We start from the raw sequence: 23,078 nt of genomic DNA on the forward strand, positions 1-23,078 counted from the left end.
GTCCTTTTGTCAACGACGAATCCGGCAATAGCGTGGAGGCATGGCGGAACTGCATGAGTTGACGGCGCTGGAGTTGTGGCAAGAACTGCAGACGGGACGCGTCTCACCGCGGGAGCTGGCCTCCCACTACCTGGATCGCATCGAGCGGCTCAACCCGCAGCTCGGCGCCTTCGTCACCGTCACGGGCCAGCAGGCGCTGGCGCGGGCCGACGAGGTCGCCGAGAGCGTGCCGAAGACGGCGCCGCTCTGGGGCCTGCCGTTCGGCGACAAAGACCTGTGGCACCGTGCGGGAGTGCCGACCGGCTTCGGGTCACGCGTGATGGCCGGGTTCGTACCGGACACCTCGGATGAGATCGTCGAGACCCTGGACGCGGCCGGAGGCGTGAGCCTCGGCAAGACGAACGCGCCCGAGTTCGGCCTTCCGGCGTACACCGAGTCGCTCGCGGCGCCGCCCGCCCGCAATCCGTGGGACCCGGAACGCGGGTCGGGGGGCTCGAGCGGAGGCGCGGCGGTCGCGGTAGCGAGCGGCATGCTGCCCTTCGCGCCCGGATCAGACGGCGGCGGCTCGATCCGCATCCCGGCCGCGGCGTGCGGTCTGGTCGGGCTCAAGCCGACGCGTGGCCTGGTGCCGGCCGGAAGCGGGATCGCTTCGCTCGCCGGTCTCGTGGTCTCCGGACCGCTCGCCCGCACCACCGCGGACGCCGCACTGCTGCTCGACGGGATGATCGCCAAGGTCGGCGGCCGCATCGACCACCACTACACGCTGCGCGCGCCGTACGACGACGACGGCCCGTTCCTCGGAACGGCGGTGCGCGGCGAGGGCCGGTTCCAGCTGGGTGTGATGACCACGTCGGCGTGGGATGACGCCTATGACATCGTGATCTCGGTGGAGGCCCGGGCCGCCCTCGATGCGGCGGTGGACGCGTTCGCGTCGATGGGCCACGGTGTCGAGGAGACGGCGCTCGAACCCGATCCGACCTACGCTCCCGCCTTCCGCACCATCTGGCAGGCCGGCGCCGCCCGACTCCCCGCCGAAGGCGAGACGCTGGACCTCCTCGAGCCGTTGACGGCCTGGCTGGTGCAACGCGGCCGGTCCATCGGCGCAGGCGAGTTGAGCGAGGCGCTCAGCGTGCTCACCGCCTACGAGCGCTCGTTCATCCGCCAGCTCGCGTCGTTCGACGCGGTGCTCACACCGGCGCTCGCCCTCACGCCGCGGCCGATCGGCTGGTACGACCAGGAGGACGGCGAGCTCAACTTCGAGCAGCAGGTGCTCTACACCCCGTTCACGTCGATGCTGAACGTCACAGGCCTCCCCGGCATCGTCCTGCCGGTGGCGCAGACCGAGGACGGCCTGCCCATGGGCGTGCAGCTGATCGGGAGGCCGGGAGGGGAGCGGACGCTGCTGTCGCTGGCCGCGCAGCTGGAGCGCCGCCTCCACTGGGAGAGGCGCCGGCCGCCGACGTGGTGAACCGGCTCCGCTCGCCGTTGCCGACGCGGACGCGCGGCACTAGCCTGCCCGTGTGGACGATCGGGAGGCGTTCCGTCCGGTGCTCGGCGAGGTCGCCGCGCTCGCCGGGCAATGGCTCGACGGGGTGCGCGAGGGCGCCATCCCGCCGACCGACGACGTCGAGGCGGTGAAGGAGGCGCTCGGAGCGCGGCTCCCGGAGCGCGGCCCGGCCGCGTCCGAGGTGCTGCGGCGCCTGAACGCGGCGGTGACCCCCGGCCTCATGCGCATGCACTCGCCCCGGTTCCACGGGTGGGTCATCGGCGGGGCTCAGCCCGCCGCCCTCGGGGCCGACTGGCTCGTGTCCGCCTGGGACCAGAACACCGCCCTGCGCGCCGTGACACCGGGTGTCATCGCAGCGGAGGAGCTCGCCGGCGACTGGCTGCTCGACCTGCTCGGCCTCCCGCCGACCGCCGAGGTGGGGTTCGTCACCGGTGCGACCATGGCGAACCTGGTCGGCCTCGTCAGCGGACGCGACCACGTGTTGCGACGCGCCGGCTGGGACGTGCGCGCCGACGGCCTGGCCGGCGGCCCGCGCGTCCGGCTTCTCCTCGGCGCCGAGCGGCACGGGTCGATCGACAGCGCGGCCGCGCTCGCCGGGCTCGGCACGGGCAGGGAGGTCGCCGCCGACGGCCAGGGCCGGCTCAGGGTCGACGCCCTGCAGGAGGCGCTGGCTGACGGCGACGGACCGGCGATCGTGTGCCTCCAAGCCGGGAATGTCCACTCCGGGGCGTTCGACCCGCTGGCGGAGGCGATCGACGTCGCTCACGCGGCGGGCGCGTGGGTGCACGTCGATGGAGCGTTCGGGCTGTGGGCGGCGGCCGCGCCCGGTCTGCGGAATCTGACGGCGGGGATGTCGGCGGCCGACTCGTGGGCGACCGACGCCCACAAGACGCTCAACGTCCCGTACGACAGCGGCGTGGCGATCGTCGCCGACCCGGAGGCCCTGCACGCCTCGATGGCGCAGCACGCCGCCTATCTGGCGTCGTCCTCCGGTGTCGCCGACCCCAGCGATCGTGTGCCGGAACTGAGCAGGCGCGCCCGCGGCGTGCCGGTCTACGCGGCGCTGGCCCAGCTGGGACGCGCCGGGGTCGCCGACCTCGTGCAGGGCCTCGCTGACGCCGCGACCGTCATCGCCGACGGGCTTCGCTCCCTCCCCGGTGCGCGGATCCTCAACGACGTCGTGTACACCCAGGTGTGCGCGACGTTCGGCGACGACGAGCGCACCCGCCGCGTCGGGGAGGCGCTGGAGGCGGGCGGGGTGGCCCTGGCCTCCCCGTCGGTCTGGCACGGGCGGGCGGTGCTCCGGTTCTCGGTGAGCAACTGGCTCACCGACGGCGCCGAGGCGGCTCGCACTGTGGCGGCGGTGCGGGACGCCGTAGCGGCGACGGAGGCCGCCTGACGCTGTCAGCGCCCCGCCGCGTACCCCTGCATCCCGCGCGGGTTCGCCGCGGCAGACAGGACGCCGGTGCGCGGGTCGCGTCCCACCGACGACAGCCGGCCGAGGGTCCAGCCGCCGGCCGTGGTCACCACGTGCCCGCGGGCCTCCAGCCCGGCGATCACCTCGTCGCCGAGCCTCGCCTCCACCACCGCTCCGCCCGGGATCCAGGTGCGCGGCCAGAACGACTCGGCGAGCGATGTCGTGTGCAGGGCCGGAGCGTCGGTCGCCTGCTGCGGGGTGTAGCCGCCCACGATCGTCCGGAGCAGGTAGAGCAGCTGCCACTGGTCCTGCTGGTCGCCGCCCGGCGAGCCGAGGGCGGTCACCGGAAGGCCGTCGCGCAGCACGAGGGTCGGCGTGAGCGTGGTCCGGGGGCGCTTGCCCGGCTCGAGCGTCGATGCAGACCCCTCCTCCAGCCAGGTCATCTGCAGCCGCGTGCCGAGGCAGAAACCGAGCGCAGGGATGGTCGGCGACGACTGCAGCCAGCCTCCCGACGGCGTCGCCGACACGATATTGCCCCAGCGGTCGACGACGTCCAGGTGGCACGTGTCGCCCCGCGTCTCGCCGGTGCGCGACACGGTCGGTTCGCCGACGCCGGCGATCGCGGCCGATGTCGGCGGGGTGTACTCGACGCGGAGGGGCGGGAGGAAGGGTTCGACGCCGGGCACGCGGCCGGGACGGAACTCCGCCGACGCGCGCTCGCCGATCAGTGCGCGGCGCCCCGCGATGTACGCCGGCGCCAACAGCTCCGCGACAGGAACGCGGGCGTCGCCGAAGTATGCGTCGCGATCGGCGTACGCGAGTTTCTGGGCCTCCAGGATCGTGTGCGCGCCGAGCTCGGACGACGGGTCGAGGCGGTCGTCGTCGAAGCCGTCGAGGATCGCCAGCGTCTCCAGCAGCGCAGGGCCCTGGCCCCACGCTCCGGTCTTCGCGATCGTGTGCCCTCGGAACTCCAGCGTCGTCGCCGGCTCGTAGGTCGCACGGAAGGCGGCGAAGTCGGCCTCCGCGATCACTCCGGCGTGATCCGTGCCGGGGGAGTGCCGGTGCGGGATCGAAGCGAACGCCGCCGCCTCGCGCGCGACCGGGCCGGTGGACCACTCGGTGCGCGCCGCCTCCACCCGCTCCTCGCGCGTCGCCGCGCCCTCTCCCGCGGCGATCAGGCCACGGAGCACCCGCGCGTACGCCGGGTTGCGGATGAGCTCGCCGGGCTCGGGAACGCGTCCCTCCGGCATCCAGTGCGCGGCCGACGACGGCCAGTGCTCGGTGAACAGGTCGGCGACCGTGCGGATCGTCGCGCAGACCCGCTCCAGCACGGGATGGCCGTCCTCCGCATAGCCGATCGCGAAGGCGAGCACGTCGGCGAGCTCCCAGGTGCCGTGATCCTTCAGCAGCAGCAGCCACGCGTCGACCGCACCGGGCACGGCGGCCGCGAGCGCTCCCGCGCCGGGAACCAACTCCAGCCCCTCGGCCAGGTAGTGCTCGCGCGTTGCGGCGGCGGGTGCGGGGCCCTGGCCCGCGAGGACGACCGGCGTCGGGTCGTCCGCCGTCGAGAACAGCGCGACCAGATCTCCGCCGGGACCGTTCAGATGCGGTTCGACGACGTGCAGCACGAAGGCGCACGCGACCGCCGCGTCGAATGCGTTCCCGCCGCGCTCGAGCACCGCCTGCGCGCTCGCCGTCGCCAGCCAGTGCGTGGAGGCCGACATGCCGAACGTTCCGGTGAGCGTCGGCCGGGTGGTCACGGTGGGCGGGGGTGTGAACGTCATACCGCCAGTCTGCACCGCCTAAGGTAGTGGTCCGTGTCCGTCTCTCATCGCCTCGGCCGCGTCGACGCCGACCGGCTGCACCTCGCTCTCATGCTCGCCCTCACGTTCTCCACCGGTGTCGTCGACGCGGTGGGCTACCTCGGCCTGGATCGCGTCTTCACCGGGAACATGACCGGCAACGTGGTCCTCCTCGGGATGGCGCTCACCGGGACGACGACCTTGCCGATCCTTCGCCCCCTGCTCGCACTCGGATTCTTCCTCGCGGGCGCCGTGGTCGGCGCGCGGCTCGTGCGCCGCCAGGACGGCTGGTCCGGGCGCGTGACGGCGACGCTCTGGGTCATCGCCGCGCTGCTGACCGCCATCGCCGCGCTGCTCGCTTTCGCTCTGCACCTCGATCCCGAGACCGTCGGCACGATCGCCACGTCGGCGCTCGGCTTCGCCATGGGCATGCAGGCTGCGCTCGCCCGCAGGGTCAAGGTCGCCGATGTGACGACCGTGGTCGTGACCTCCACCCTCACCGGCCTCGCGGCCGACAGCAGGCTGGCCGGGGGAACCGGCTCGCTGTGGGTACGGCGCGCGCTCGCCGTCGTGCTGATCTCGGCGGGCGCCGCGGCGGGAGCGCTCGCGCTGCTCGTGCACGTCTCGCTCGGCGTGCTGGTCTCCGCCGCGATCACGATCGTGGTGGCTTCGCTGGGCCACATCGGCCACCGAGCGAGAGCGGAGGGCGTGCCCGCCGACGCCTGATCCGTCAGGAGACGATCAGTCGAGCAGGCGGCGCAGTACGGCCGGCGCACGGTTGCGCCACGCGTCGGTGACCAGCTCCCGCAGCAGCCCCGGGTCGATGTCGGAGAAGTCCACCTGGGCCGACGACAGCCGCCCCGCGAACCACCGCTCGGAGCAGTGCTCCGGCCAGGCGGCGGCCGCCTCACGGATGCCGGCCTCGCCGAGCATCAGGTTCACGGTCGACGACTCGGCGTCGAGCATCGTCGCGAACCGGGTCCCGCGCACACGGAACGCGGGGAGGCCGCCGTGCTCGTACTCCTCGGCCTCCGGGAGCCCGAGCGCGACGCTGCGCACTGCCAACGCATCCATGGGCTCAGCTGACCGGCCCGGTGTACTTCTCGCCAGGGCCCTTGCCGATCTCGTCCGGGAACGGCGACGCCTCGCGGAACGCCAGCTGCAACGAACGGAGGCCGTCACGGAGGCTGCGCGCGTGCTGGTCGCCGAGGTGCGCGGCGCTCGCCGTGACCAGCCCGGCGAGGGCGTCGATGAGCTTCCGGGCCTCGTCGAGGTCGGTCTGGCGCTCCGGGTCGTCTGCGAGGCCGACCTTGACGGCCGCCGCGCTCATCAGGTGCACCGCGGTGGTGGTGATGACCTCCACCGCAGGCACCTCGGCGATATCGCGCGTGGCGTCGGCGATCGCCTCCTCCTCGTACGAGAAGCTGTCGGGAGTGGGGGATGTGTCGCTCACTGCTTTCCTCTGCTAGAATCGTTCGGGCTCCGGGGCATCTGCCTCGGGACGAAAGTGGAGATTCCTCCCACCCGCGCTTGACCGCTTTACAGGTTACCGGGTAGTTGCACTCCGCCGACGTGCGTCAGCACGGAGGTAGCCAGGGTGCTGCACCAGCTCTGCGAACCGAATCCTTCGGGAAAATCGGGCCGCGGGGCTGCGCTGGTGCGTGGAATCGCGACTTTCTCCGAACCGTCTCGCGACGGCGCGAGCACTCGAAGCATCGCTCATCAGAGGAGACTGACATCAGCGAACCCCGTACGAATGACCGTATCCGCGTCCCCGAAGTTCGACTCGTCGGCCCCAGCGGAGAGCAGGTCGGCGTCGTCAAGATCGAGGTCGCCATCCGACTCGCGCAGGAGGCCGACCTCGACCTGGTCGAGGTCGCGCCCAATTCCAAGCCGCCGGTCGCGAAGATCATGGACTACGGCAAGTTCAAGTACGAGGCTGCGCAGAAGGCCAAGGAGGCCCGGCGCAACCAGGCGAACACCATCCTCAAAGAGGTCCGGTTCCGCCTCAAGATCGACAAGCACGACTATGAGACCAAGCGCAAGCGCGCCGAAGGCTTCCTGAAGTCCGGCGACAAGGTGAAGGCAATGATCCTCTTCCGAGGCCGCGAGCAGTCGCGCCCGGATCAGGGTGTGCGCCTCCTGCAGCGCTTCGCGGAAGACGTCGCCGAGTTCGGCCAGGTGGAGTCCAACCCCACCATCGACGGTCGCAACATGGTGATGATCATCAGCCCGCTCAAGAACAAGTCCGAGGCCAAGGCCGAGGCCAATGCACAACGTGCCGCTTCCAAGGCGCGCGCCCAGGGGCGCGACCAGGACGCGGTTGCTGAGACAGCCGACGCTGCTCAGTCCGAAGAGAGTTCGCCCGCCCAGGCGACGAACGAGGAGAAGTAATGCCCAAGCAGAAGTCCCACTCCGGCGCCAAGAAGCGCTTCAAGATCACCGGCACCGGCAAGGTCATGAAGCAGCAGGCCGGCATGCGCCACAACCTGGAGCTCAAGTCCAGCCGTCGCACCCGTCGACTGAACCAGGACCAGGTCGTCCCCGAGGTGGACGCCAAGGTCATCCGCCGGATGATCGGCAAGTAGAGCTCCTCCCCGACACGCACGTAAGGAATAACGACTAATGGCAAGAGTGAAGAGGGCTGTCAACGCCCACAAGAAGCGTCGGGTCATCCTCGAGCGCGCCGAGGGCTACCGCGGACAGCGGTCGCGCCTCTACCGCAAGGCGAAGGAGCAGGTCACCCACTCGCTCGTCTACGCGTACCGTGACCGCCGCCAGAAGAAGGGCGACTTCCGTCGTCTCTGGATCCAGCGGATCAACGCCGCGAGCCGCGCCAACGGCCTCACCTACAACCGCCTCATCCAGGGCCTGGGCCTGGCGGGCGTCGAGGTCGACCGCCGCATCCTCGCCGAGCTGGCCGTGAACGAGCCCGCGACCTTCGCGGCCCTCGTCGAGACGGCGAAGATGGCCCTCCCGGCTGACACCTCGGCCCCGAAGGCCGCCGCATAAGCAGCGCCTCCGCATCCCTCGAACGGCCCGGTCGACTTCGCGTCGACCGGGCCGTTCGGCGTTTGCGTGCGTAACTCCGGAGATGCGGTCGGTCTCCGTGACGGATCTGCGGAGTCACCGCAGCTTCGCCTGTGCTCAGTCGTCGGAGCCGTGGCCGCCGCCGCGGCTGCCGCCGTGGTCGTCGCCGACGTCGTGCGTTGCGGGGTCGTCTGCGCCGTGGTCGTCGCCGACGTCGTGGGTCGCGGGGTCGTCGGTGCCGTGGTCGTCGCCGACGTCGTGCGTCGCGGGGTCGTCGGTGCCGCGGTCGTCGACCACGGTCGCGGGCGGCGGCGTCGTCGCCGGCATCGGGCGGGACGTCGAGGTCGCGACGCTGTCGTCCTGCGTCACGCGCGGGTGGTCGTTCGCGCCGGTCGCCGCCAGGGCGGCCCCCGTTCCCAGGGCGAGCGCGACCGACGCGCCTCCCGCGATCAGTGCTGCCCGGATGGGTGCTCTCATGGTCCGTCTCCTTCGGTCTGGTTCCGAGGTGTGGTTCGGAGGTCTGGTTCTGACGTCCTGCTGATGACACGAGACGCAGGCCCGTTCGGATCAACGCGCCGGCACGCGCGTCGATATGCTGAGCGCATGCTTGACAACCCGCGCTCTCCGCGCGTCCGCGCCGTTGCGAAGCTGGCGAAGCGTCCCGCCCGGGCCGAGACCGGCCTCTTCCTGCTCGAAGGGCCGCAGGCCGTCTCCGAAGCCCTCACCTACCGTCCGGAGCTCGTCGTCGAGCTGTACGCGACCCCCACGGCCCTGGAACGCTACCCGGATATCGCCCAGACGGCGGTGGAGGCCGGCGTCGATGTGGAGTTCGTCACGGAACACGTCCTCGACACGATGGCCGACACCGTCACGCCGCAGGGCTTCGTCGCCGTGTGCCGGCAGTTCCCGACCTCCGTTCGCGACATCTTCGCAGACGGGCCGCGCCTGGTCGCGGTGCTGGAGGAGGTGCGCGATCCGGGCAACGCCGGCACGATCATCCGGGCGGCCGACTCGGCCGGGGCCGACGCGGTGGTGCTCACGGGACGTACGGTCGACCTCTACAACCCCAAGGTCGTGCGGTCGACGACGGGCTCGCTGTTCCACGTGCCGGTCGCCGTCGGCGCTGACCTCGCCGACGTGATCGGCCGCGCGCATTCGGCGGCCCTGCAGGTGCTGGCCGCCGACATCAAGGGGGAGGACCTCCTCGCCGCCCGTCAGGAGGGGCAGCTCGCCCGCCCGACCGCCTGGGTGTTCGGCAACGAAGCCCACGGGCTCGACGACGAGTTGCTCGGTCTGGTCGATCGGGTGGTGACCGTCCCGATCTACGGTCGCGCCGAGTCGATGAACCTCGCGACGGCCGCGTCCGTCTGTCTCTACGAGTCGGCGTTCGCCCAGCGCTCGATCTGATTAAATAAACCTTGCGTTATATAACGCCGAGTTGATAAATTGGCCGCATGGACGGTCTGGAGGCGATGGGCGACCCGGTGCGCCGGCGCTTCGTCGAGCTGCTCGCAGGCGGCGATCGATCGGCGGGAGAGCTGGCCGCGCACGCCGCAGAGGAGTTCGGGATCACCCAGCCCGCCGCCTCCCGGCATCTGCGCGTGCTGAGGGAGGCGGGCGTCGTGGCCTCCCGGGTCGACGGCCAGCGGCGGGTGTACGCGCTCGATCCGGCCGCCCTCCAGGAGGCCGCGGAGTGGTTCGAGACCCTCGCCACGTTTTGGCAACAGCGCCTCGACGCGCTCGGCACGGAGCTCGTCCGCGGCCGCGCGATGGAGCTCAGGGCAGCGCGGAGCGATGCCGCGACCCCAGCGCCGCGCGGTGGAGCTCAGGGCAGCGCGGAGCGAGGCTGCGACCCCAGCGCCGAGGGAGCCTGCGACCGAGGATCGGAGCCTGCGACTGAAGTTGAGAAGCTACGGCGCACCGCCCGGGAGGCGTCATGACGCTCTGGGGAGAGATCGCCCTCGACGGCGCCCGCCGTTCCGTGACGGTCCAGCGCGAGTACCCGGCGACCCCGGCGGAGCTCTGGGCCGCGCTGACCGAGCCGGACCGCCTCGTGCGCTGGATCGGGCGTTACGAGCCGACCGCCGACGGCTTCCGTCTCGAGATGGGCGGACCGGAGACGGACGCCGTCGTCGGCGGCAGGGTGCTCGCCTGCGAGCCCGAGCAGCTTCTCCTCGTGAGCTGGCGGTTCCGCGGCGACGGGCAGACCGAGGCACAGACCGAACTGGAGGCGACCATCGTGCCCGCCGCAGAAGACCGCGTGCTGCTGACGCTGACGCACCGGCGCGTGCAGGCCGTGACCGCCTCCGTCTACGGAGCGGGCTGGCAGGACGTGCTCACCCATCTCGCCCGCGAGCTCGGCGGGGAGGCGACGCCGCAGGAGCACGACGGTTACCTCGGGGAGGCCGCCGATCCGGCCGCGTTCGACGAGGCGCTCGACGAGTACCGCCGCGACGAGGCGGCGCTCGTGCGCGCGACGATCCGTCGGACCCGTGACCGATCAGCCGTCGCGCTCGAGCGATTGTTCGACGCGCCGGTGGGCGAGGTCTGGGACGCGCTCACCCTTCCCGACCGCGTGGGCCGCTGGCTGTGGCCGGTGGTCGAGTGGCCGGACGATCCCGCCCGCGAACGCCGGCTGCGCGTCGGCGACGTGATGCGGCTCGGCGACGAGAACGTCGAGGGCGCCGTGCAGGAGCTCGAGGTACTCGACCTCCAGGAGCGTTCGCACCTGCGTTTAACGTGGGGCGACGCCGCAGTCAGCATCCGCCTCGAAGAGACCGGAGACGGCACTCTGCTGTCGCTCGTGCAAGACGGAGTGAAGGATACCTTCGGCGCCGGGCGGCTGCGCTCGGCGCCCGACTTCGCGGCGGGATGGCACACGCTGATCGACCAGCTGACTCTGCTGCTCGCCGGGCTCAGCGTCCCGGCGCCCGGTCGGCTGTGGGAGGCCGCGTACCTGGTGTACGCGGGGGAGTGACCTCCCCTCCCGCCGACTAGCACTTCCTCCCGCCGACTAGACTGGGGAACCGTGTCTGAATCCACCGAAATCACCGAGGAGTCCGTCGAGTCGGCCGTCGCGGCGGCGCTCGCCGCGATCGACGCCGCGGACACCTCGGACGCGCTGAAGGCCGTCCGCCACGACCACACCGCCGAGGGTTCGCCGCTGGCTCGGCTGAACGCCGCCATCCGCTCGCTGCCCGGCGACCAGAAGGCCGCCGCCGGCAAGCTCGTCGGTGGTGCGCGCGCCCGCGTGAACCAGGCGTTCGCGGCCAAAGAGGCCGACATCGCCGCCGCAGAGGACGCCGCCCGGCTGGCCGCGGAGGCCGTGGACGTCACCGCCCTCCCGAGCCGTTGGACCCCCGGCGCACGGCACCCGCTGAGCCTGCTGCAGGAGCGCATCGCCGATGTCTTCGTCGGCATGGGCTGGCAGGTCGCAGAAGGGCCCGAGCTCGAGAGCGAGTGGTACAACTTCGACGCCCTCAATTTCGACGCCGATCACCCGGCGCGCGCCATGCAGGACACCTTCTTCGTCGAGCCGACCGACTCGCATCTGGTGCTGCGCACCCACACCTCCCCGGTGCAACTGCGCGCGCTGCTCGGCAATGAGCTGCCGGTGTACCGCATCGCCCCTGGCCGGGTGTTCCGCACCGACGAGTTCGACGCCACGCACCTCCCCGTCTTCACCCAGGTCGAGGGCATCGCGGTCGACAAGGGGCTGACGATGGCGCACCTCCGCGGCACGCTCGACCACTTCGTCAAGTCACTCTTCGGCGACGAGGCGCGCGTTCGACTGCGGCCCAACTACTTCCCGTTCACCGAGCCGAGCGCCGAGCTCGATCTCTGGCACCCGACGTTCAAGGGCGGCGCCCGCTGGATCGAGTGGGGCGGCTGCGGCATGGTGAACCCGAACGTCCTGCGCTCCGCGGGCATCGACCCGGAGGTCTACTCCGGGTTCGCGTTCGGCATGGGCGTCGAGCGGGCACTGATGTTCCGCAACGACGTCAAAGACATGCGTGACATGGCCGAGGGCGATGTCCGGTTCTCCCAGCAGTTCGGAATGGTGGTCTGATGCGCGTCCCCCTGAGTTGGCTCGGCGAGTACGTCGACCTCGAGCCGGGAACCACGGCCGAGGAGGTCCACGCCGCCCTCGTGTCCGTCGGTCTCGAAGAGGAAGACGTCCACACCTTCGAGATCAGCGGCCCAGTGGTCGTCGGCGAGGTGCTGGAGTTCGTGGAGGAGCCCCAGAGCAACGGTAAGACCATCCGCTGGTGCCAGGTGCGTGTGGCGCCCGACGGGCAGAAGGCCGCCGACGGCGGGGAGGCCGTGCATGGCATCGTCTGCGGGGCCCGCAACTTCTTCGCCGGCGACAAGGTCGTGGTGACCCTGCCGGGCTCGGTGCTGCCCGGGCCGTTCCCGATCGCCGCGCGCAAGACGTACGGTCACGTGTCCGACGGCATGATCGCCTCCGCCCGCGAGCTCGGGCTGGGCGACGACCACGAGGGCATCCTCCGGCTGTCGACGCTGGGTCTCGACCCCGAGGTCGGCGCCGACGCGATCTCGCTGCTCGGACTCGACGACACCGCGGTGGAGGTCAACGTCACGCCCGACCGCGGCTATGCGTTCTCGATCCGCGGCATCGCCCGCGAGTACTCGCACGCGACCGGTGCGGCGTTCCGCGACCCGGCGGAGGCCGTCCACGTGCACTCCGCCGGTGCGCACGCGCACGGGTTCAGCGTGACCATCGACGACCGTGCGCCGATTCGCGGCCGCGTGGGCGCGACCGTGTTCGTGACCCGCGTCGTCCGCGACGTCGACGGCTCCCGGCCGACCCCGCCGTGGATGGTCGCGCGCCTCAAGCTCGCCGGAATCCGCTCGATCTCGCTGATCGTCGACATCACGAATTACGTGATGCTCGAGCTCGGCCAGCCGATCCACGGCTACGACCTCGACAAGCTCACCGGCGGCATCGTCGTGCGCCGCGCCCACCCCGGCGAGACGCTCGTCACGCTCGACGACCAGACCCGCACGCTCGACGTGGAGGACCTCCTCATCACCGACGAGTCCGGCGCGATCGGTCTCGCCGGCGTGATGGGCGGCGCGTCGACCGAGATCGGCGACGGCACCGGCAACGTGCTCGTGGAGGCCGCCAACTTCGACCCCGTGTCGATCGCGCGCACCGCGCGCCGGCACAAGCTGCCCAGCGAAGCCTCCAAGCGCTTTGAGCGCGGCGTCGACCCGCGCGTCGCGGTCGCGGCCGCGGCTCGTGTCGTGCAGCTGCTCGAGCAGCTCGCCGGTGGCCACGCCGACGAGCTCGGCTCGCTGCTCGACACGGCGGAGGACGCCGAGCCGATCCGGCTGCCGAACGACTACATCCCGAACCTGATCGGGGTAGCGTTCACCGACGACGAGGTGCGCGGTGCGCTCGCCGAGATCGGCGGAGCGGTGACCGGCGACGGCGACGCGCTGCTCGTGGTGCCGCCGAGCTGGCGGCCCGACCTGCGCGACAAGTCCGACCTCGCCGAGGAGGTCGCCCGCATCGTCGGGTTCGACCGCATCCCGTCGGTGCTGCCGGTCGCGCCTCCCGGGCGCGGGCTCTCGCGTCCGCAGAAGCTGCGCCGTGCCGTCGCCCAGATTCTCGCCGACAACGGCGCCACAGAGGTGATGGCGTTCCCGTTCGTCTCGGAGGCCCAGAACGACCTGTTCGGCTCGCCGGAGGCCGGTCCGGTTCCGGCCGTGCGGCTGGCCAACGCGCTCGACGCGACCGCGCCGTACCTGCGCACGTCGCTGCTGCCGGGGCTCCTCGACACCGCCAAGCGCAACCTCGCGCGCGGCCTGGTCGATCTGCGACTCTACGAACTCGGCACGGTCTTCCTGCCGTCGGGCGCGCAGCTGGGCAGCACAGAGTTGCCCCCGGGCGCCGCTCTGCCGGGCGACGAGGTGCTGGCCGGCCTCAACGCCGGCATCCCAGCGCAGCCGCGGCACCTCGCCGGACTGATCCTCGGCAACACCGTGGAGAAGCAGCCCGGCCAGGCCCCTGTCGCGGCCGGACTCGCCGACGCGCTGACAGCCGTCCAGCAGACCGCGGCCGCCGTCGGTGTGGCGATCGAGCCCGTTCAAAGCCGTCATCAGGCGCTGCACCCGGGGCGCACGGCGCAGCTGATCGCGCACGCCGCGGACGGCTCCCGGGTCGTCGTCGGCTACGCCGGCGAGCTGCTGCCCGCGATCGCGGACGAGCTGGACCTGCCGCGCGTCGTCGCGCTCTACGAGCTCGACCTCGACGCGCTGATCGCCGTCGCCCCCGCCGACATCGTCGCGGGAGTCATCGCCGGGTTCCCGGCGGCGACGCAGGACCTCTCTCTCGTGGTGCGCGACGAGGTGCCGGCCGGCGAGGTGCTGGCGGCCGTGCGCGAGGGCGCAGGCGACCTGCTGGAGGACATCCGGCTGGTCGACGACTACCGCGGCACCGGCCTCCCGGTCGCCCATAAGAGCCTGACGTTCGCTCTGCGGTTCCGCGCGGACGACCGGACCCTCACCGCCGCTGAGGCCAGCGAGGCGAAGCTCGCCGGGGCCGGCCGCGCCGAGTCGCTCTACAGCGCCCGCATCCGCGAGTAGCTCTGGAGCCCTCACCGTATGCGGCGACCTACCTTCACGTCATCCGCTTGCGGAGTTCCCGCCCGAGCTTGTGCCTGCCCCGCTGGAACAGCTCGAACAGGCGGTCCGCGGGCCCGTGCGGGTTCACCGGTTCTTGAAGAACGTCCAGGCCGCCGTGTGCCATGATCTTGCGCGAGAACTCGAATGCGGGTGCGGCGCGAATCGCCGACGGAACGCTCTGCGCGAGAGCGAGCAGGGCGCGATTGTTGAAGGGCGAGAACGCCTCCTGCGCGATGTCCCACTCGAGCTGGCTCTGCCCCTGCCAGGCGCCGCAGCGGTGCTCCCAATGGAAAAGCACGTCGAGCGGCACGCCCGTGGCGTCCGACGCGGCCCGCGCCCCCCGCAGCCAGTCGTCGATCGACGCGAGGACGAAGCCGTGATCGGGCCACCCCTCGATCAACGCGGCGACCTCGCCGGCCGTCCGTAGAGGTCTGTGGACCCCGTTGTCCTGATACCAGTAGATGCTCCGCGTCAACTCGCAGGCGTTGCCCTTGACCGCCACGTGGTCGGCGGGGAAGCCTCGATGGATGCCCGCGGCGATCTGGCCCCAGTCGTCGAGGTGGGCCATCGCAGAGTTCGAGACGTAGAGCTCGGACCACGCAGCAGATGGTCGCTGCCGGCAGTCGATCACATGATGTGCGACTCCGAGCCTCCGGGCAATCCGACGGGGAATGGCGAGATCGGGAGACCGCGGCGAAAGGTGCCGGTAGCGGAGCGTGTAGACATAGAGGTCGTCGAGTACCGGCGCCGTCGCGGAGACCACCGTTCGCGTGTCCCAGCCCGCCGTGAGCGACAATGCCAGCGGAAAGCGTTTCTGTGCGGCGACCAGGGCCTGGCTCACGGTGGCCGATACCGTCGCAGCGACAGCATCGGGATCGCCATCGGTCGTGATCGGGGCGACCGGCCAGAACCGCTCCTGACGGCGCTGGGAGACCCGCAGCACGTGGTTGGGCACGAGGCGATCGACATTCTCGAAAGGTGAGAGCGCGGCGGGCAGGAACGCCTCCCGGTCTCCGGCATTCCGCGCCAGCTCTGCGTAGCCGCGCAACCTCTCGCCGCGCTCCAAGGGGATGGCGTGCTCGAGCAGGAGGGCCTGGGACGCCGCATGGAAGTCGTCGCCCGTCCACGAGTACTCGACCGTTCGCATCCCGGTCGCGTCGTTGTAGACCAGGATCTCCTCGCTGCTGAAGACGAAGAGCACGAATCGGCCCACGAGCCGGTTCAAGACCGCGAGCCGATCGCCATCGCCACACGTCGCTGCGAGCCGCGACACCAGGTCGGAGTCTGTTGCGTCGGGGTCGGCGGGATCGAAGGCGAACCCGATGAGCGCGTACGTTGCCGAGGTCGGCGAATCGTCGACGGTGACCGCGAGTTCGGGATGGGCGTAAAGCCAGTGGGACTCCACGCGCGTCCGCGGCCACGACGAGAGCAGTGGAACGTCGCGCGGAGTGAGGAGGAATTGTCGGCGGTAGAGCAGCGGATCCATGCGGTAGGCCTCTATCGTGTGAAATTCTGATTCTAGGTATGTGATTTTACACGGAGTTTTCCCGAGCGTACCGGGTGTGAAGAGGGTGCGCTACTCCGCCGTCGCGATTTGGCGACCGGCGGGGAGGGGGCGGTAGGGTTGCAGCATGCTTAACGTCGGTGCCCCCTCCCTGCGCCGACGCCTGCGCGACCGCCGAATCTAGGCGGCGTTCGGGCGACCCTTCGTGGGTCGGACATGGGCGCCGCCGGAGTTTCGGCCCCCTGTCGTCCACTCATCAAGGAACAAGCATGACTTTCTCGGTTGCCGTCGCCGGTGCCTCCGGGTACGCGGGCGGCGAGCTGCTGCGCATCCTCGCCGATCATCCCGATTTCGAGATCCGCACCGTCACCGCCCACCAGAACGCCGGCCATCCGCTGGTCGCCCACCAGCCGCACCTGCGTTCGCTGGCCCACCTCACGCTCACCGAGAGCTCGGCGGAGAACCTCGCCGGCCACGACGTGGTCTTCCTCGCCCTGCCGCACGGCCGGTCCGGGGAGGTCGCGGCGCAGCTGCCCGCCCACACCCTCGTCGTCGACGCCGGGGCCGATCACCGGCTGGAGAGCCCTGCCGACTGGGCCGCGTTCTACGGCGGTGAGTACTACGGGTCGTGGGCGTACGGCGTACCCGAGCTGATCGTGGGCGCCGATGGCGCCAAGCAGCGGTCGAACCTAGCCGGCGCGACCCGGATCGCGGCCCCCGGCTGCAACGCGAGCGCCGTGTCGCTCGCGCTGGCCCCCGGCCTCCACGCGGGCGTCATCGACGAGCAGGACATCGTGAGCGTTCTCGCCGTCGGCCCGTCGGGCGCGGGTAAGTCGCTCAAGACGATGTACCTCGCGAGCGAGATCCTCGGCTCCGCCAACCCGTACGCGGTCGGCGGGACGCACCGGCACATCCCCGAGATCCAGCAGAATCTGCGCAAGGCCGGCGCGATCGCGCCGACACTGTCGTTCACGCCGGTGCTCGTGCCGATGTCGCGCGGCATCCTCGCCACCTCGACCGCCCGGGTGAAGCCGGGCGTGACGGCGGCGCAGGTCCAGGAGGCCTGGGAGGCGGCCTACGCCGACGAGCCGTTCGTGCAGGTGCTCCCGGCCGGAACCGTGCCGCGCACTGCCGACGTGCTCGGCGCCAACACCGTCCTGATCGGCGTCGCCCTCGACGAGGCGGCCGGCCGGGTCGTTACGGTCCTCGCGATCGACAATCTGTACAAGGGAACGGCCGGAGCGGCGATCCAGTCCGCGAACATCGCCCTCGGCCTCGCCGAGACGACCGGTTTGAGCGTGAACGGAGTCGCACCATGAGCGTGACAACAGCGAAGGGGTTCGCGGCCGCCGGTGTCGTCGCCGGGCTCAAGTCGAGCGGCAAGCGCGATCTCGCGCTCGTGCAGAACCGGGGGCCGCTGACTGCGGCGGCCGCCGTGTTCACCACCAACCGCTGCCAGGCCAATCCGGTGATCTGGAGCAAGCAGGTCATCGCCGACGGCGTGGTCTCGGCGATCGTCCTCAATTCCGGAGGGGCGAACTGCTACACCGGCTCGCAGGGCTTCCAGACGACCCACGCGACAGCGGAGGCGGTCGGCGAGGCGCTCGGCGTCTCCGCCGGCGACGTGCTGGTGTGCTCGACCGGCCTGATCGGCGAGCAGCTCGATGTCGCGAAGGTGACCGCCGGAGTCGCCCAGGCGGCGACCGCTCTCGCCGGCGACTCGGGCCTCGGCGCGGCCGAGGCGATCATGACCACCGACACGCGGCCCAAGCAGGCGGAGCAGCGCTCCGAGGCGGGCTGGGCCATCGGTGGGATGGCCAAGGGCGCCGGCATGCTGGCGCCCGGGCTCGCGACGATGCTCGTCGTCATCACCACCGACGCCGTGCTCGACTCCGACCAGCTCGGCGCCGCCCTCCGTTCGGCGACGCGGGTGACCTTCGACCGGCTCGACTCCGACGGCTGCATGTCGACGAACGACACCGTCGCCCTCCTCGGCTCCGGCGCGAGCGGCGTCACCCCCGACCTCGACGAGTTCACTCTCGCACTCACGGAGGTGTGCCGCAGCCTCGCCAAGCAGTTGCAGGAGGACGCGGAGGGCGCCTCCCACGACGTCACGATCGAGGTCGTGAACGCGCACACCGAGGACGACGCCGTGACCGTCGGCCGCGCCGTGTCGCGCTCCAATCTGTTCAAGGCTGCGATCTTCGGGAACGACCCCAACTGGGGCCGCGTGCTGGCCGCAGTCGGCACGACCGAGGCGGAGTTCGACCCGTACGGCATCGACGTGGCCATCAACGGCGTGCAGGTGTGCACGGCGGGGGAGCCGGACCAGCCGCGCGACCTCGTGGACCTGGCCCCGCGTGCGGTGCATGTGCTGATCGACCTCCACGCGGGCGACGAGAGCGCCGCCATCCTCACCAACGACCTGACCCACGACTACGTGCACGAGAACAGTGCCTACTCCAGCTGAGATGACGACGACAGAAGACACCGCAGAAGCGGCCGCAGAGGCGGCCGAGCACGCCGCCGCCGCCGCGAAGGCCGCGACCCTGATCGAGTCGCTGCCGTGGCTGAAGACCTTCCACGACCGCATCATCGTCGTGAAGTTCGGTGGCAACGCCATGGTGAGCGAAGACCTCCAGCGCACGTTCGCCGAAGACATCGTCTACCTGCGCTACGCAGGTCTGCGTCCCGTCGTGGTGCACGGTGGAGGCCCGCAGATCTCCGCCATGCTCGACCGGCTGGGCATCGACAGCGAGTTCCGGGGCGGCTACCGTGTCACGACACCGGAAGCCATGGACGTCGTCCGCATGGTGCTGACCGGTCAGATCAACCGTGACATCGTGAGCAACATCAACAAGCACGGCCCGCTCGCCGCCGGACTCTCCGGCGAAGACGCCGGGCTCTTCCAGGGCCGCAAGCGCGGAGCCGTCGTCGACGGCGACGAGGTCGACCTCGGGCTCGTCGGCGACGTGATCGGCGTGAACCCGGAGGCCGTGCTCGCGCAGCTCGACGCCGGCCGCATCCCGGTGGTCTCCTCGATCGCGCCTGACATCGATGACCCGGGTCAGTCGCTCAACGTCAATGCGGACGCCGCGGCCGCGGCGCTCGCCGTCGCGCTCGGCGCCGCCAAGCTCGTCATCCTGACCGACGTCGCCGGGCTCTACAGCGACTGGCCCAACCGCGACTCGCTGCTGTCCAAGATCAGCGCCCCCGAGCTGCGCGAGCTGCTGCCGTCGCTCGAGTCGGGGATGATCCCCAAGATGTCGGCCTGTCTGGATGCAGTCGACGGCGGCGTGCCGAAGGCCGCGATCATCGACGGACGCGTGGCGCACTCGATCCTGCTCGAAGTGTTCACGCAGTCCGGAATCGGAACGGAGGTGGTGTCGGCATGAGCGCACAGCTCGCAGGCGACACGGGAACGGTCACCGAGGGGCGCTGGAAGCCGCGCTTCGGCGATGCCATGATGCGCACGCTGGCCACGCCCAAGCTGATGCTGGCGCGGGGTGAGGGCTGCCGGGTCTGGGACGTCGACGGCAACGAGTACCTCGACTTCCTCGCAGGCATCGCCGTCAACTCGCTCGGTCACGCCCACCCGGTGCTGGTGGAGGCCGTGAGCAGCCAGGTGGCCACGCTCGCGCACGTCTCCAACTACTTCTCCACCGCGCCGCAGCTGGAGCTCGCCGAGCGCCTCCGGACGATCACCGGCGCGGGTGAGCAGGGCCGCATCCTGTTCGGCAACTCCGGTGCGGAGGCCAACGAGGCGGCGTTCAAGCTGGCCCGCCTCAACAAGGGACCGCACGGCAGGCGCACGCGCGTGCTGGCACTGCACAACGCGTTCCACGGTCGCACCATGGGGTCGCTCGCCCTCACGGGCAAGCCGCCGATGCGCGAGGCATTCGAGCCGCTGCCGGGAGGCGTCGAGCACATCGACTCCACCGTCCATGCGCTGGAGGCCGCCATCGACGACCGGGTCGCCGCCCTGTTCGTGGAGCCGATCAAGGGGGAGGCCGGCGTGCTCGACCTCCCCGAGGGCTTCCTGCAGCGTGCACGCGAACTCACCGAGCAGCACGGCGCGCTCCTCATCATCGACGAGATCCAGACCGGAATCGGCCGCACCGGCCGCTGGTTCGCCTACCAGCACGCCGACATCCTCCCCGACGCCATCACCGTGGCGAAGGGCATCGCCGGCGGCGTCCCGATCGGCGCGCTGATCACGTTCGGGCGCGCGTCGGAGCTGTTCACCCAGGGCCAGCACGGATCGACGTTCGGCGGCAACCCGCTCGCCACCGCCGCAGGCAACGCCGTCATCGGCGAGATCGAGCGGGCCGACCTGATCGGCAACGCGGCACGACGAGGGGAGGAGCTGCGAGCCATCCTGCGCTCGTACGACTCGCCCCTGATCGGCGACATCCGCGGCGCCGGCCTCCTGATCGGCGTGGGGCTCACCGACGGAGAGGCGCATCGCCTCTCGGACGCCGCACTCGCCCAGGGATTGATCATCAACGCCCCCAACGAGTCGAGCCTGCGACTCGCGCCTCCGCTGATCGTCGGCGACGCCGAGCTCGCGGAGTTCCGCGAGAAGTTCGGCCGCGCCCTCGCCGCCCTCTGACCTCCTCCTCCGCACGCGCCGAGCAGGCGCAGACAAAGGACCACGATGACCCGTCACTTCCTCCGCGACGACGACCTCGACCCGGCCGAGCAGCTCGAGGTGCTCGAACTGGCCGCACGGCTGAAGGCCGACCGCTTCTCGGCGAAGCCGCTGGCCGGCCCGCAGACCGTCGCCGTCATCTTCGACAAGACCTCCACCCGCACGCGGGTGTCGTTCGCGGTCGGCATCGCCGACCTCGGCGGTAGCCCGCTCATCATCCAGAGCGGCGAGAGCCAGCTCGGCGGCAAGGAGTCGCTGGCCGACACCGCCCGCGTGCTCGAGCGCATGGTCGCCGCCATCGTCTGGCGCACCTACGCGCAAGCCGGCCTGGAGGAGATGGCGGAGGGCACCCGCGTGCCGGTGGTCAACGCCCTCTCGGACGACTTCCACCCCTGCCAGATCCTCGCCGACCTCCAGACCGTCCGCGAGCACAAAGGCCGCACCGAAGGCCTCACGCTCGCGTTCTTCGGCGACGGCGCCAGCAACATGTCGCACTCGTACCTCCTGGGCGGCGCGACCGCGGGAATGCACGTACGCATCGCGGCGCCCGCCGCGTACGCGCCTGATGCGGTCGTCGTCGCCGACGCGCAGGCGATCGCCAAGCGCACCGGAGGGTCGGTGGCTGTGCTCACCGATGCCCGGGAGGCCGCTTCCGGCGCCGACGTGATCATCACCGACACCTGGGTGTCGATGGGCAAGGAGGACGAGAAGACCGAACGCGTCGCCGTCTTCGGCGACTTCACGGTCGACGCCGGGCTGATGTCCCTCGCGGCCGACGATGCGGTGTTCCTGCACTGCCTGCCCGCCTACCGCGGCCTGGAGGTGACCGCCGACGTGATCGACGGTCCGCAGTCGGTGATCTGGGACGAGGCCGAGAACCGCCTCCACGCCCAGAAGGCGCTGCTGACCTGGCTGCTGAACAAGAACGAGGAGGCCGCATGACCGCGGACGGTGTCGGCAAGACCGACGAGGGCAAGCTCTGGGGCGCGCGTTTCGCAGGCGGGCCGTCGGCCGAGCTGGCCGCGCTCAGCAAGTCGACGCACTTCGACTGGGCGCTGGCGGCCTACGACCTCGCGGGCTCCCGTGCCCACGCGCGCGCTCTCGCCGCGGCCGGGTACCTGACCGACGACGAGCTCGCCGGCATGATCGACGCGCTCGACGCCCTCGATGCCGACGTCGCCTCCGGAGCGTTCGTGGCGGCCGAGAGCGACGAGGACGTGCACGGAGCGCTGGAGCGCGGCCTCATCGAGCGCGCGGGCGCCGACCTCGGTGGCAAGCTGCGTGCCGGACGCAGCCGCAACGACCAGATCGCCACGCTCGTCCGGCTCTACCTGCGCGATCACGCGGGGGTCATCGCCGAACGGCTGATCGCCCTGGTCGACGCGATCGCGGCGCAGGCGGACGCGCATCCCGCCGCCGTCATGCCCGGCCGCACCCACCTGCAGCACGCCCAGCCCGTACTGCTCGCGCACCACCTGCTCGCGCACTGCTGGCCGCTCGTGCGCGACCTAGAACGCCTCGCCGACTGGGACCGCCGGGCGAACGTATCGCCGTACGGCTCGGGAGCGCTCGCCGGCTCCACACTCGGGCTCGACCCGCAACTCGTCGCCCGCGAGCTCGGCTTCGCGGCCAGCTCCGAGAACTCGATCGACGGAACGGCGGCGCGCGACGTGGTGGCCGAGTTCGCCTTCGTCGCCGCCCAGATCGGCGTCGACCTGTCGCGCTTCGCCGAGGAGATCATCCTCTGGAACACCCGCGAGTTCGGGTTCGTGACGCTCGACGACTCCTATTCGACCGGGTCGTCGATCATGCCGCAGAAGAAGAACCCCGACATCGCCGAGCTCGCACGCGGCAAGGCCGGGCGTCTGATCGGCAACCTGACCGGCCTCCTCACGACGCTCAAGGGTCTCCCGCTCGCGTACAACCGCGACCTCCAGGAGGACAAGGAGCCGGTGTTCGACTCGGTGCAGACCCTGGAGGTCGTGCTGCCGGCGTTCACCGGCATGGTGGCGACGCTGCGCTTCCACACCGAGCGGATGGCGGAACTAGCTCCGCAGGGATTCTCGCTGGCGACCGACGTGGCCGAGTGGCTCGTCAAGCAGCACGTGCCCTTCCGGAATGCGCACGAGATCACCGGAAGCCTGGTGAAGTTCGCCGAGGACAACGGCCTGGAGCTCAGCGACGTGACCGATGAGCAGCTGGCGGCCGTTTCGCCGCTGCTCACGCCGGAGGTGCGCTCGGTGCTGACGGTCGAGGGCTCGGTGGCCAGCCGTGCCGGTGCCGGTGGCACGGCTCCCGACCGGGTCGCCGACCAGCTCGCGACCCTGACCGAGCGGGTCCGCGCCCTCACCCAGACGATCGCCGCGACCCGGCGGGACCTCGGCTGATGGCGCAGGGCTCGAACGGACCGCGGCGGCTGCCGCCGTGGCTCATCCCGCTGATCGTGGTCGTCGCCGTCGCGGTGATCGTGGTCGGCCTGATCGTGACCGTCGTCGCCGGCGGCCGCATCTTCTGAC

23 protein-coding genes are annotated in these 23,078 nt (G+C 71.1%); 18 read left to right on the top strand and 5 right to left on the bottom strand.

Annotated elements, in window-relative coordinates; genetic code table 11:
• The first annotated feature begins 40 nt into the window (after window positions 1–40).
• A complete protein-coding gene (locus tag AC0HS0_RS12750; protein WP_472964391.1) occupies window positions 41–1,468 on the top strand; it encodes an amidase in 1,428 nt (475 codons plus the stop codon).
• Window positions 1,469–1,520: 52 nt separating this feature from the next.
• The gene (locus AC0HS0_RS12755; protein WP_472964392.1) at window positions 1,521–2,906 is read left to right on the top strand and encodes a pyridoxal phosphate-dependent decarboxylase family protein; all 1,386 of its coding nucleotides are present in this window, start codon (window positions 1,521–1,523) and stop codon (window positions 2,904–2,906) included.
• A gap of 5 nt (window positions 2,907–2,911) precedes the next feature.
• Here AC0HS0_RS12755 and AC0HS0_RS12760 read toward each other — a convergent pair whose 3' ends face one another.
• Window positions 2,912–4,708: a gamma-glutamyltransferase family protein gene (locus tag AC0HS0_RS12760; RefSeq protein WP_472964393.1), complete on the bottom strand. Its 1,797-nt coding sequence runs from the start codon at window positions 4,706–4,708 to the stop codon at window positions 2,912–2,914.
• A 33-nt stretch (window positions 4,709–4,741) separates the two neighbouring features.
• Between AC0HS0_RS12760 and AC0HS0_RS12765 the strand changes: the two genes are divergently transcribed.
• Window positions 4,742–5,452 carry a YoaK family protein gene (locus AC0HS0_RS12765; RefSeq protein WP_472964394.1) on the top strand — a complete coding sequence of 237 codons (711 nt, stop codon included), beginning with the start codon at window positions 4,742–4,744 and terminating at the stop codon, window positions 5,450–5,452.
• A gap of 15 nt (window positions 5,453–5,467) precedes the next feature.
• Here the strand turns inward: AC0HS0_RS12765 and AC0HS0_RS12770 are convergent, their stop codons facing one another.
• Both AC0HS0_RS12770 and AC0HS0_RS12775 read right to left on the bottom strand, forming a co-directional pair.
• A complete protein-coding gene (locus AC0HS0_RS12770) occupies window positions 5,468–5,800 on the bottom strand; it encodes an MmcQ/YjbR family DNA-binding protein (protein ID WP_472964395.1) in 333 nt (110 codons plus the stop codon).
• 4 nt (window positions 5,801–5,804) lie between these two features.
• Complete coding sequence (locus tag AC0HS0_RS12775) at window positions 5,805–6,179, bottom strand: DUF1844 domain-containing protein (RefSeq protein ID WP_055918493.1); 375 nt, start codon at window positions 6,177–6,179, stop codon at window positions 5,805–5,807.
• Between the two features lie 284 nt (window positions 6,180–6,463).
• On the opposite strand from AC0HS0_RS12775, the gene infC reads away from it, so the two are divergent.
• From infC to rplT, 3 genes are read left to right on the top strand one after another with little or no spacing between them, the layout of a single operon-like run.
• On the top strand, window positions 6,464–7,120 hold the full coding sequence (infC, locus tag AC0HS0_RS12780; RefSeq protein ID WP_472964594.1) for a translation initiation factor IF-3: 657 nt from the start codon (window positions 6,464–6,466) through the stop codon (window positions 7,118–7,120).
• Window positions 7,120–7,314, top strand: coding sequence for a 50S ribosomal protein L35 (gene rpmI, locus AC0HS0_RS12785; RefSeq protein ID WP_241704900.1), 195 nt, complete (start codon window positions 7,120–7,122; stop codon window positions 7,312–7,314). The genes infC and rpmI overlap by 1 nt, the downstream gene beginning before the upstream one ends.
• Window positions 7,315–7,351: 37 nt before the next feature.
• Window positions 7,352–7,738, top strand: coding sequence for a 50S ribosomal protein L20 (gene rplT, locus AC0HS0_RS12790; protein ID WP_472964396.1), 387 nt, complete (start codon window positions 7,352–7,354; stop codon window positions 7,736–7,738).
• A gap of 135 nt (window positions 7,739–7,873) precedes the next feature.
• On the opposite strand, the gene AC0HS0_RS12795 is transcribed toward rplT, so the two are convergent.
• Window positions 7,874–8,233 (bottom strand): hypothetical protein, encoded by a 360-nt coding sequence (locus AC0HS0_RS12795; protein WP_472964397.1) that lies wholly within the window; start codon window positions 8,231–8,233, stop codon window positions 7,874–7,876.
• A 126-nt stretch (window positions 8,234–8,359) separates the two neighbouring features.
• Here AC0HS0_RS12795 and AC0HS0_RS12800 point away from each other — a divergent pair, with 126 nt between their 5' ends.
• Genes AC0HS0_RS12800 through pheT form a run of 5 tightly spaced genes read left to right on the top strand, consistent with a single transcriptional unit; the run spans window position 8,360 to window position 14,368 of the window.
• Window positions 8,360–9,163: a TrmH family RNA methyltransferase gene (locus AC0HS0_RS12800; RefSeq protein ID WP_472964398.1), complete on the top strand. Its 804-nt coding sequence runs from the start codon at window positions 8,360–8,362 to the stop codon at window positions 9,161–9,163.
• 47 nt (window positions 9,164–9,210) lie between these two features.
• The gene (locus tag AC0HS0_RS12805; RefSeq protein WP_472964399.1) at window positions 9,211–9,696 is read left to right on the top strand and encodes an ArsR/SmtB family transcription factor; all 486 of its coding nucleotides are present in this window, start codon (window positions 9,211–9,213) and stop codon (window positions 9,694–9,696) included.
• Window positions 9,693–10,733: an SRPBCC domain-containing protein gene (locus AC0HS0_RS12810; protein ID WP_472964400.1), complete on the top strand. Its 1,041-nt coding sequence runs from the start codon at window positions 9,693–9,695 to the stop codon at window positions 10,731–10,733. Before AC0HS0_RS12805 ends, AC0HS0_RS12810 begins: the two co-directional genes overlap by 4 nt.
• 51 nt (window positions 10,734–10,784) lie before the next feature.
• Window positions 10,785–11,825: a phenylalanine--tRNA ligase subunit alpha gene (pheS, locus tag AC0HS0_RS12815; protein ID WP_472964401.1), complete on the top strand. Its 1,041-nt coding sequence runs from the start codon at window positions 10,785–10,787 to the stop codon at window positions 11,823–11,825.
• Window positions 11,825–14,368 carry a phenylalanine--tRNA ligase subunit beta gene (gene pheT / locus AC0HS0_RS12820; protein WP_472964402.1) on the top strand — a complete coding sequence of 848 codons (2,544 nt, stop codon included), beginning with the start codon at window positions 11,825–11,827 and terminating at the stop codon, window positions 14,366–14,368. Before pheS ends, pheT begins: the two co-directional genes overlap by 1 nt.
• Before the next feature lie 34 nt (window positions 14,369–14,402).
• Here the strand turns inward: pheT and AC0HS0_RS12825 are convergent, their stop codons facing one another.
• Complete coding sequence (locus tag AC0HS0_RS12825) at window positions 14,403–15,893, bottom strand: hypothetical protein (RefSeq protein ID WP_472964403.1); 1,491 nt, start codon at window positions 15,891–15,893, stop codon at window positions 14,403–14,405.
• Window positions 15,894–16,180: 287 nt separating this feature from the next.
• Here AC0HS0_RS12825 and argC point away from each other — a divergent pair, with 287 nt between their 5' ends.
• The 7 genes from argC to AC0HS0_RS12860 are packed head-to-tail and all read left to right on the top strand — an operon-like array spanning window position 16,181 to window position 23,077.
• Window positions 16,181–17,230, top strand: coding sequence for an N-acetyl-gamma-glutamyl-phosphate reductase (gene argC / locus AC0HS0_RS12830; RefSeq protein WP_472964404.1), 1,050 nt, complete (start codon window positions 16,181–16,183; stop codon window positions 17,228–17,230).
• Window positions 17,227–18,381, top strand: coding sequence for a bifunctional glutamate N-acetyltransferase/amino-acid acetyltransferase ArgJ (argJ, locus tag AC0HS0_RS12835; protein ID WP_472964405.1), 1,155 nt, complete (start codon window positions 17,227–17,229; stop codon window positions 18,379–18,381). The genes argC and argJ overlap by 4 nt, the downstream gene beginning before the upstream one ends.
• A gap of 1 nt (window position 18,382) precedes the next feature.
• Window positions 18,383–19,306 (top strand): acetylglutamate kinase, encoded by a 924-nt coding sequence (gene argB / locus AC0HS0_RS12840; protein WP_472964406.1) that lies wholly within the window; start codon window positions 18,383–18,385, stop codon window positions 19,304–19,306.
• On the top strand, window positions 19,303–20,523 hold the full coding sequence (locus AC0HS0_RS12845; RefSeq protein WP_472964407.1) for an acetylornithine transaminase: 1,221 nt from the start codon (window positions 19,303–19,305) through the stop codon (window positions 20,521–20,523). The genes argB and AC0HS0_RS12845 overlap by 4 nt, the downstream gene beginning before the upstream one ends.
• Before the next feature lie 45 nt (window positions 20,524–20,568).
• A complete protein-coding gene (argF, locus tag AC0HS0_RS12850; protein ID WP_472964408.1) occupies window positions 20,569–21,504 on the top strand; it encodes an ornithine carbamoyltransferase in 936 nt (311 codons plus the stop codon).
• Window positions 21,501–22,949: an argininosuccinate lyase gene (gene argH, locus AC0HS0_RS12855; RefSeq protein ID WP_472964409.1), complete on the top strand. Its 1,449-nt coding sequence runs from the start codon at window positions 21,501–21,503 to the stop codon at window positions 22,947–22,949. Before argF ends, argH begins: the two co-directional genes overlap by 4 nt.
• Window positions 22,949–23,077 (top strand): hypothetical protein, encoded by a 129-nt coding sequence (locus AC0HS0_RS12860; RefSeq protein ID WP_472964410.1) that lies wholly within the window; start codon window positions 22,949–22,951, stop codon window positions 23,075–23,077. Before argH ends, AC0HS0_RS12860 begins: the two co-directional genes overlap by 1 nt.
• Window position 23,078: the final 1 nt, after the last annotated feature.

The sequence above is a fragment of the Leifsonia sp. PARNA 1/14 genome (assembly GCF_055720965.1).

Bases quoted from the DNA above. Each gene is read 5' to 3' on its own strand.
- AC0HS0_RS12810 (WP_472964400.1), top strand. From the start codon at position 9,693: ATGACGCTCTGGGGAGAGATCGCCCTCGACGGCGCCCGCCGTTCCGTG.
- argJ (WP_472964405.1), top strand. From the start codon at position 17,227: ATGAGCGTGACAACAGCGAAGGGGTTCGCGGCCGCCGGTGTCGTCGCC.
- argB (WP_472964406.1), top strand. From the start codon at position 18,383: ATGACGACGACAGAAGACACCGCAGAAGCGGCCGCAGAGGCGGCCGAG.
- AC0HS0_RS12845 (WP_472964407.1), top strand. From the start codon at position 19,303: ATGAGCGCACAGCTCGCAGGCGACACGGGAACGGTCACCGAGGGGCGC.
- AC0HS0_RS12800 (WP_472964398.1), top strand. From the start codon at position 8,360: ATGCTTGACAACCCGCGCTCTCCGCGCGTCCGCGCCGTTGCGAAGCTG.
- rplT (WP_472964396.1), top strand. From the start codon at position 7,352: ATGGCAAGAGTGAAGAGGGCTGTCAACGCCCACAAGAAGCGTCGGGTC.
- AC0HS0_RS12825 (WP_472964403.1), bottom strand. From the start codon at position 15,893: ATGGATCCGCTGCTCTACCGCCGACAATTCCTCCTCACTCCGCGCGAC.
- AC0HS0_RS12750 (WP_472964391.1), top strand. From the start codon at position 41: ATGGCGGAACTGCATGAGTTGACGGCGCTGGAGTTGTGGCAAGAACTG.
- AC0HS0_RS12805 (WP_472964399.1), top strand. From the start codon at position 9,211: ATGGACGGTCTGGAGGCGATGGGCGACCCGGTGCGCCGGCGCTTCGTC.
- rpmI (WP_241704900.1), top strand. From the start codon at position 7,120: ATGCCCAAGCAGAAGTCCCACTCCGGCGCCAAGAAGCGCTTCAAGATC.
- argH (WP_472964409.1), top strand. From the start codon at position 21,501: ATGACCGCGGACGGTGTCGGCAAGACCGACGAGGGCAAGCTCTGGGGC.
- AC0HS0_RS12795 (WP_472964397.1), bottom strand. From the start codon at position 8,233: ATGAGAGCACCCATCCGGGCAGCACTGATCGCGGGAGGCGCGTCGGTC.
- AC0HS0_RS12770 (WP_472964395.1), bottom strand. From the start codon at position 5,800: ATGGATGCGTTGGCAGTGCGCAGCGTCGCGCTCGGGCTCCCGGAGGCC.
- argF (WP_472964408.1), top strand. From the start codon at position 20,569: ATGACCCGTCACTTCCTCCGCGACGACGACCTCGACCCGGCCGAGCAG.
- pheT (WP_472964402.1), top strand. From the start codon at position 11,825: ATGCGCGTCCCCCTGAGTTGGCTCGGCGAGTACGTCGACCTCGAGCCG.
- argC (WP_472964404.1), top strand. From the start codon at position 16,181: ATGACTTTCTCGGTTGCCGTCGCCGGTGCCTCCGGGTACGCGGGCGGC.
- AC0HS0_RS12760 (WP_472964393.1), bottom strand. From the start codon at position 4,708: ATGACGTTCACACCCCCGCCCACCGTGACCACCCGGCCGACGCTCACC.
- AC0HS0_RS12860 (WP_472964410.1), top strand. From the start codon at position 22,949: ATGGCGCAGGGCTCGAACGGACCGCGGCGGCTGCCGCCGTGGCTCATC.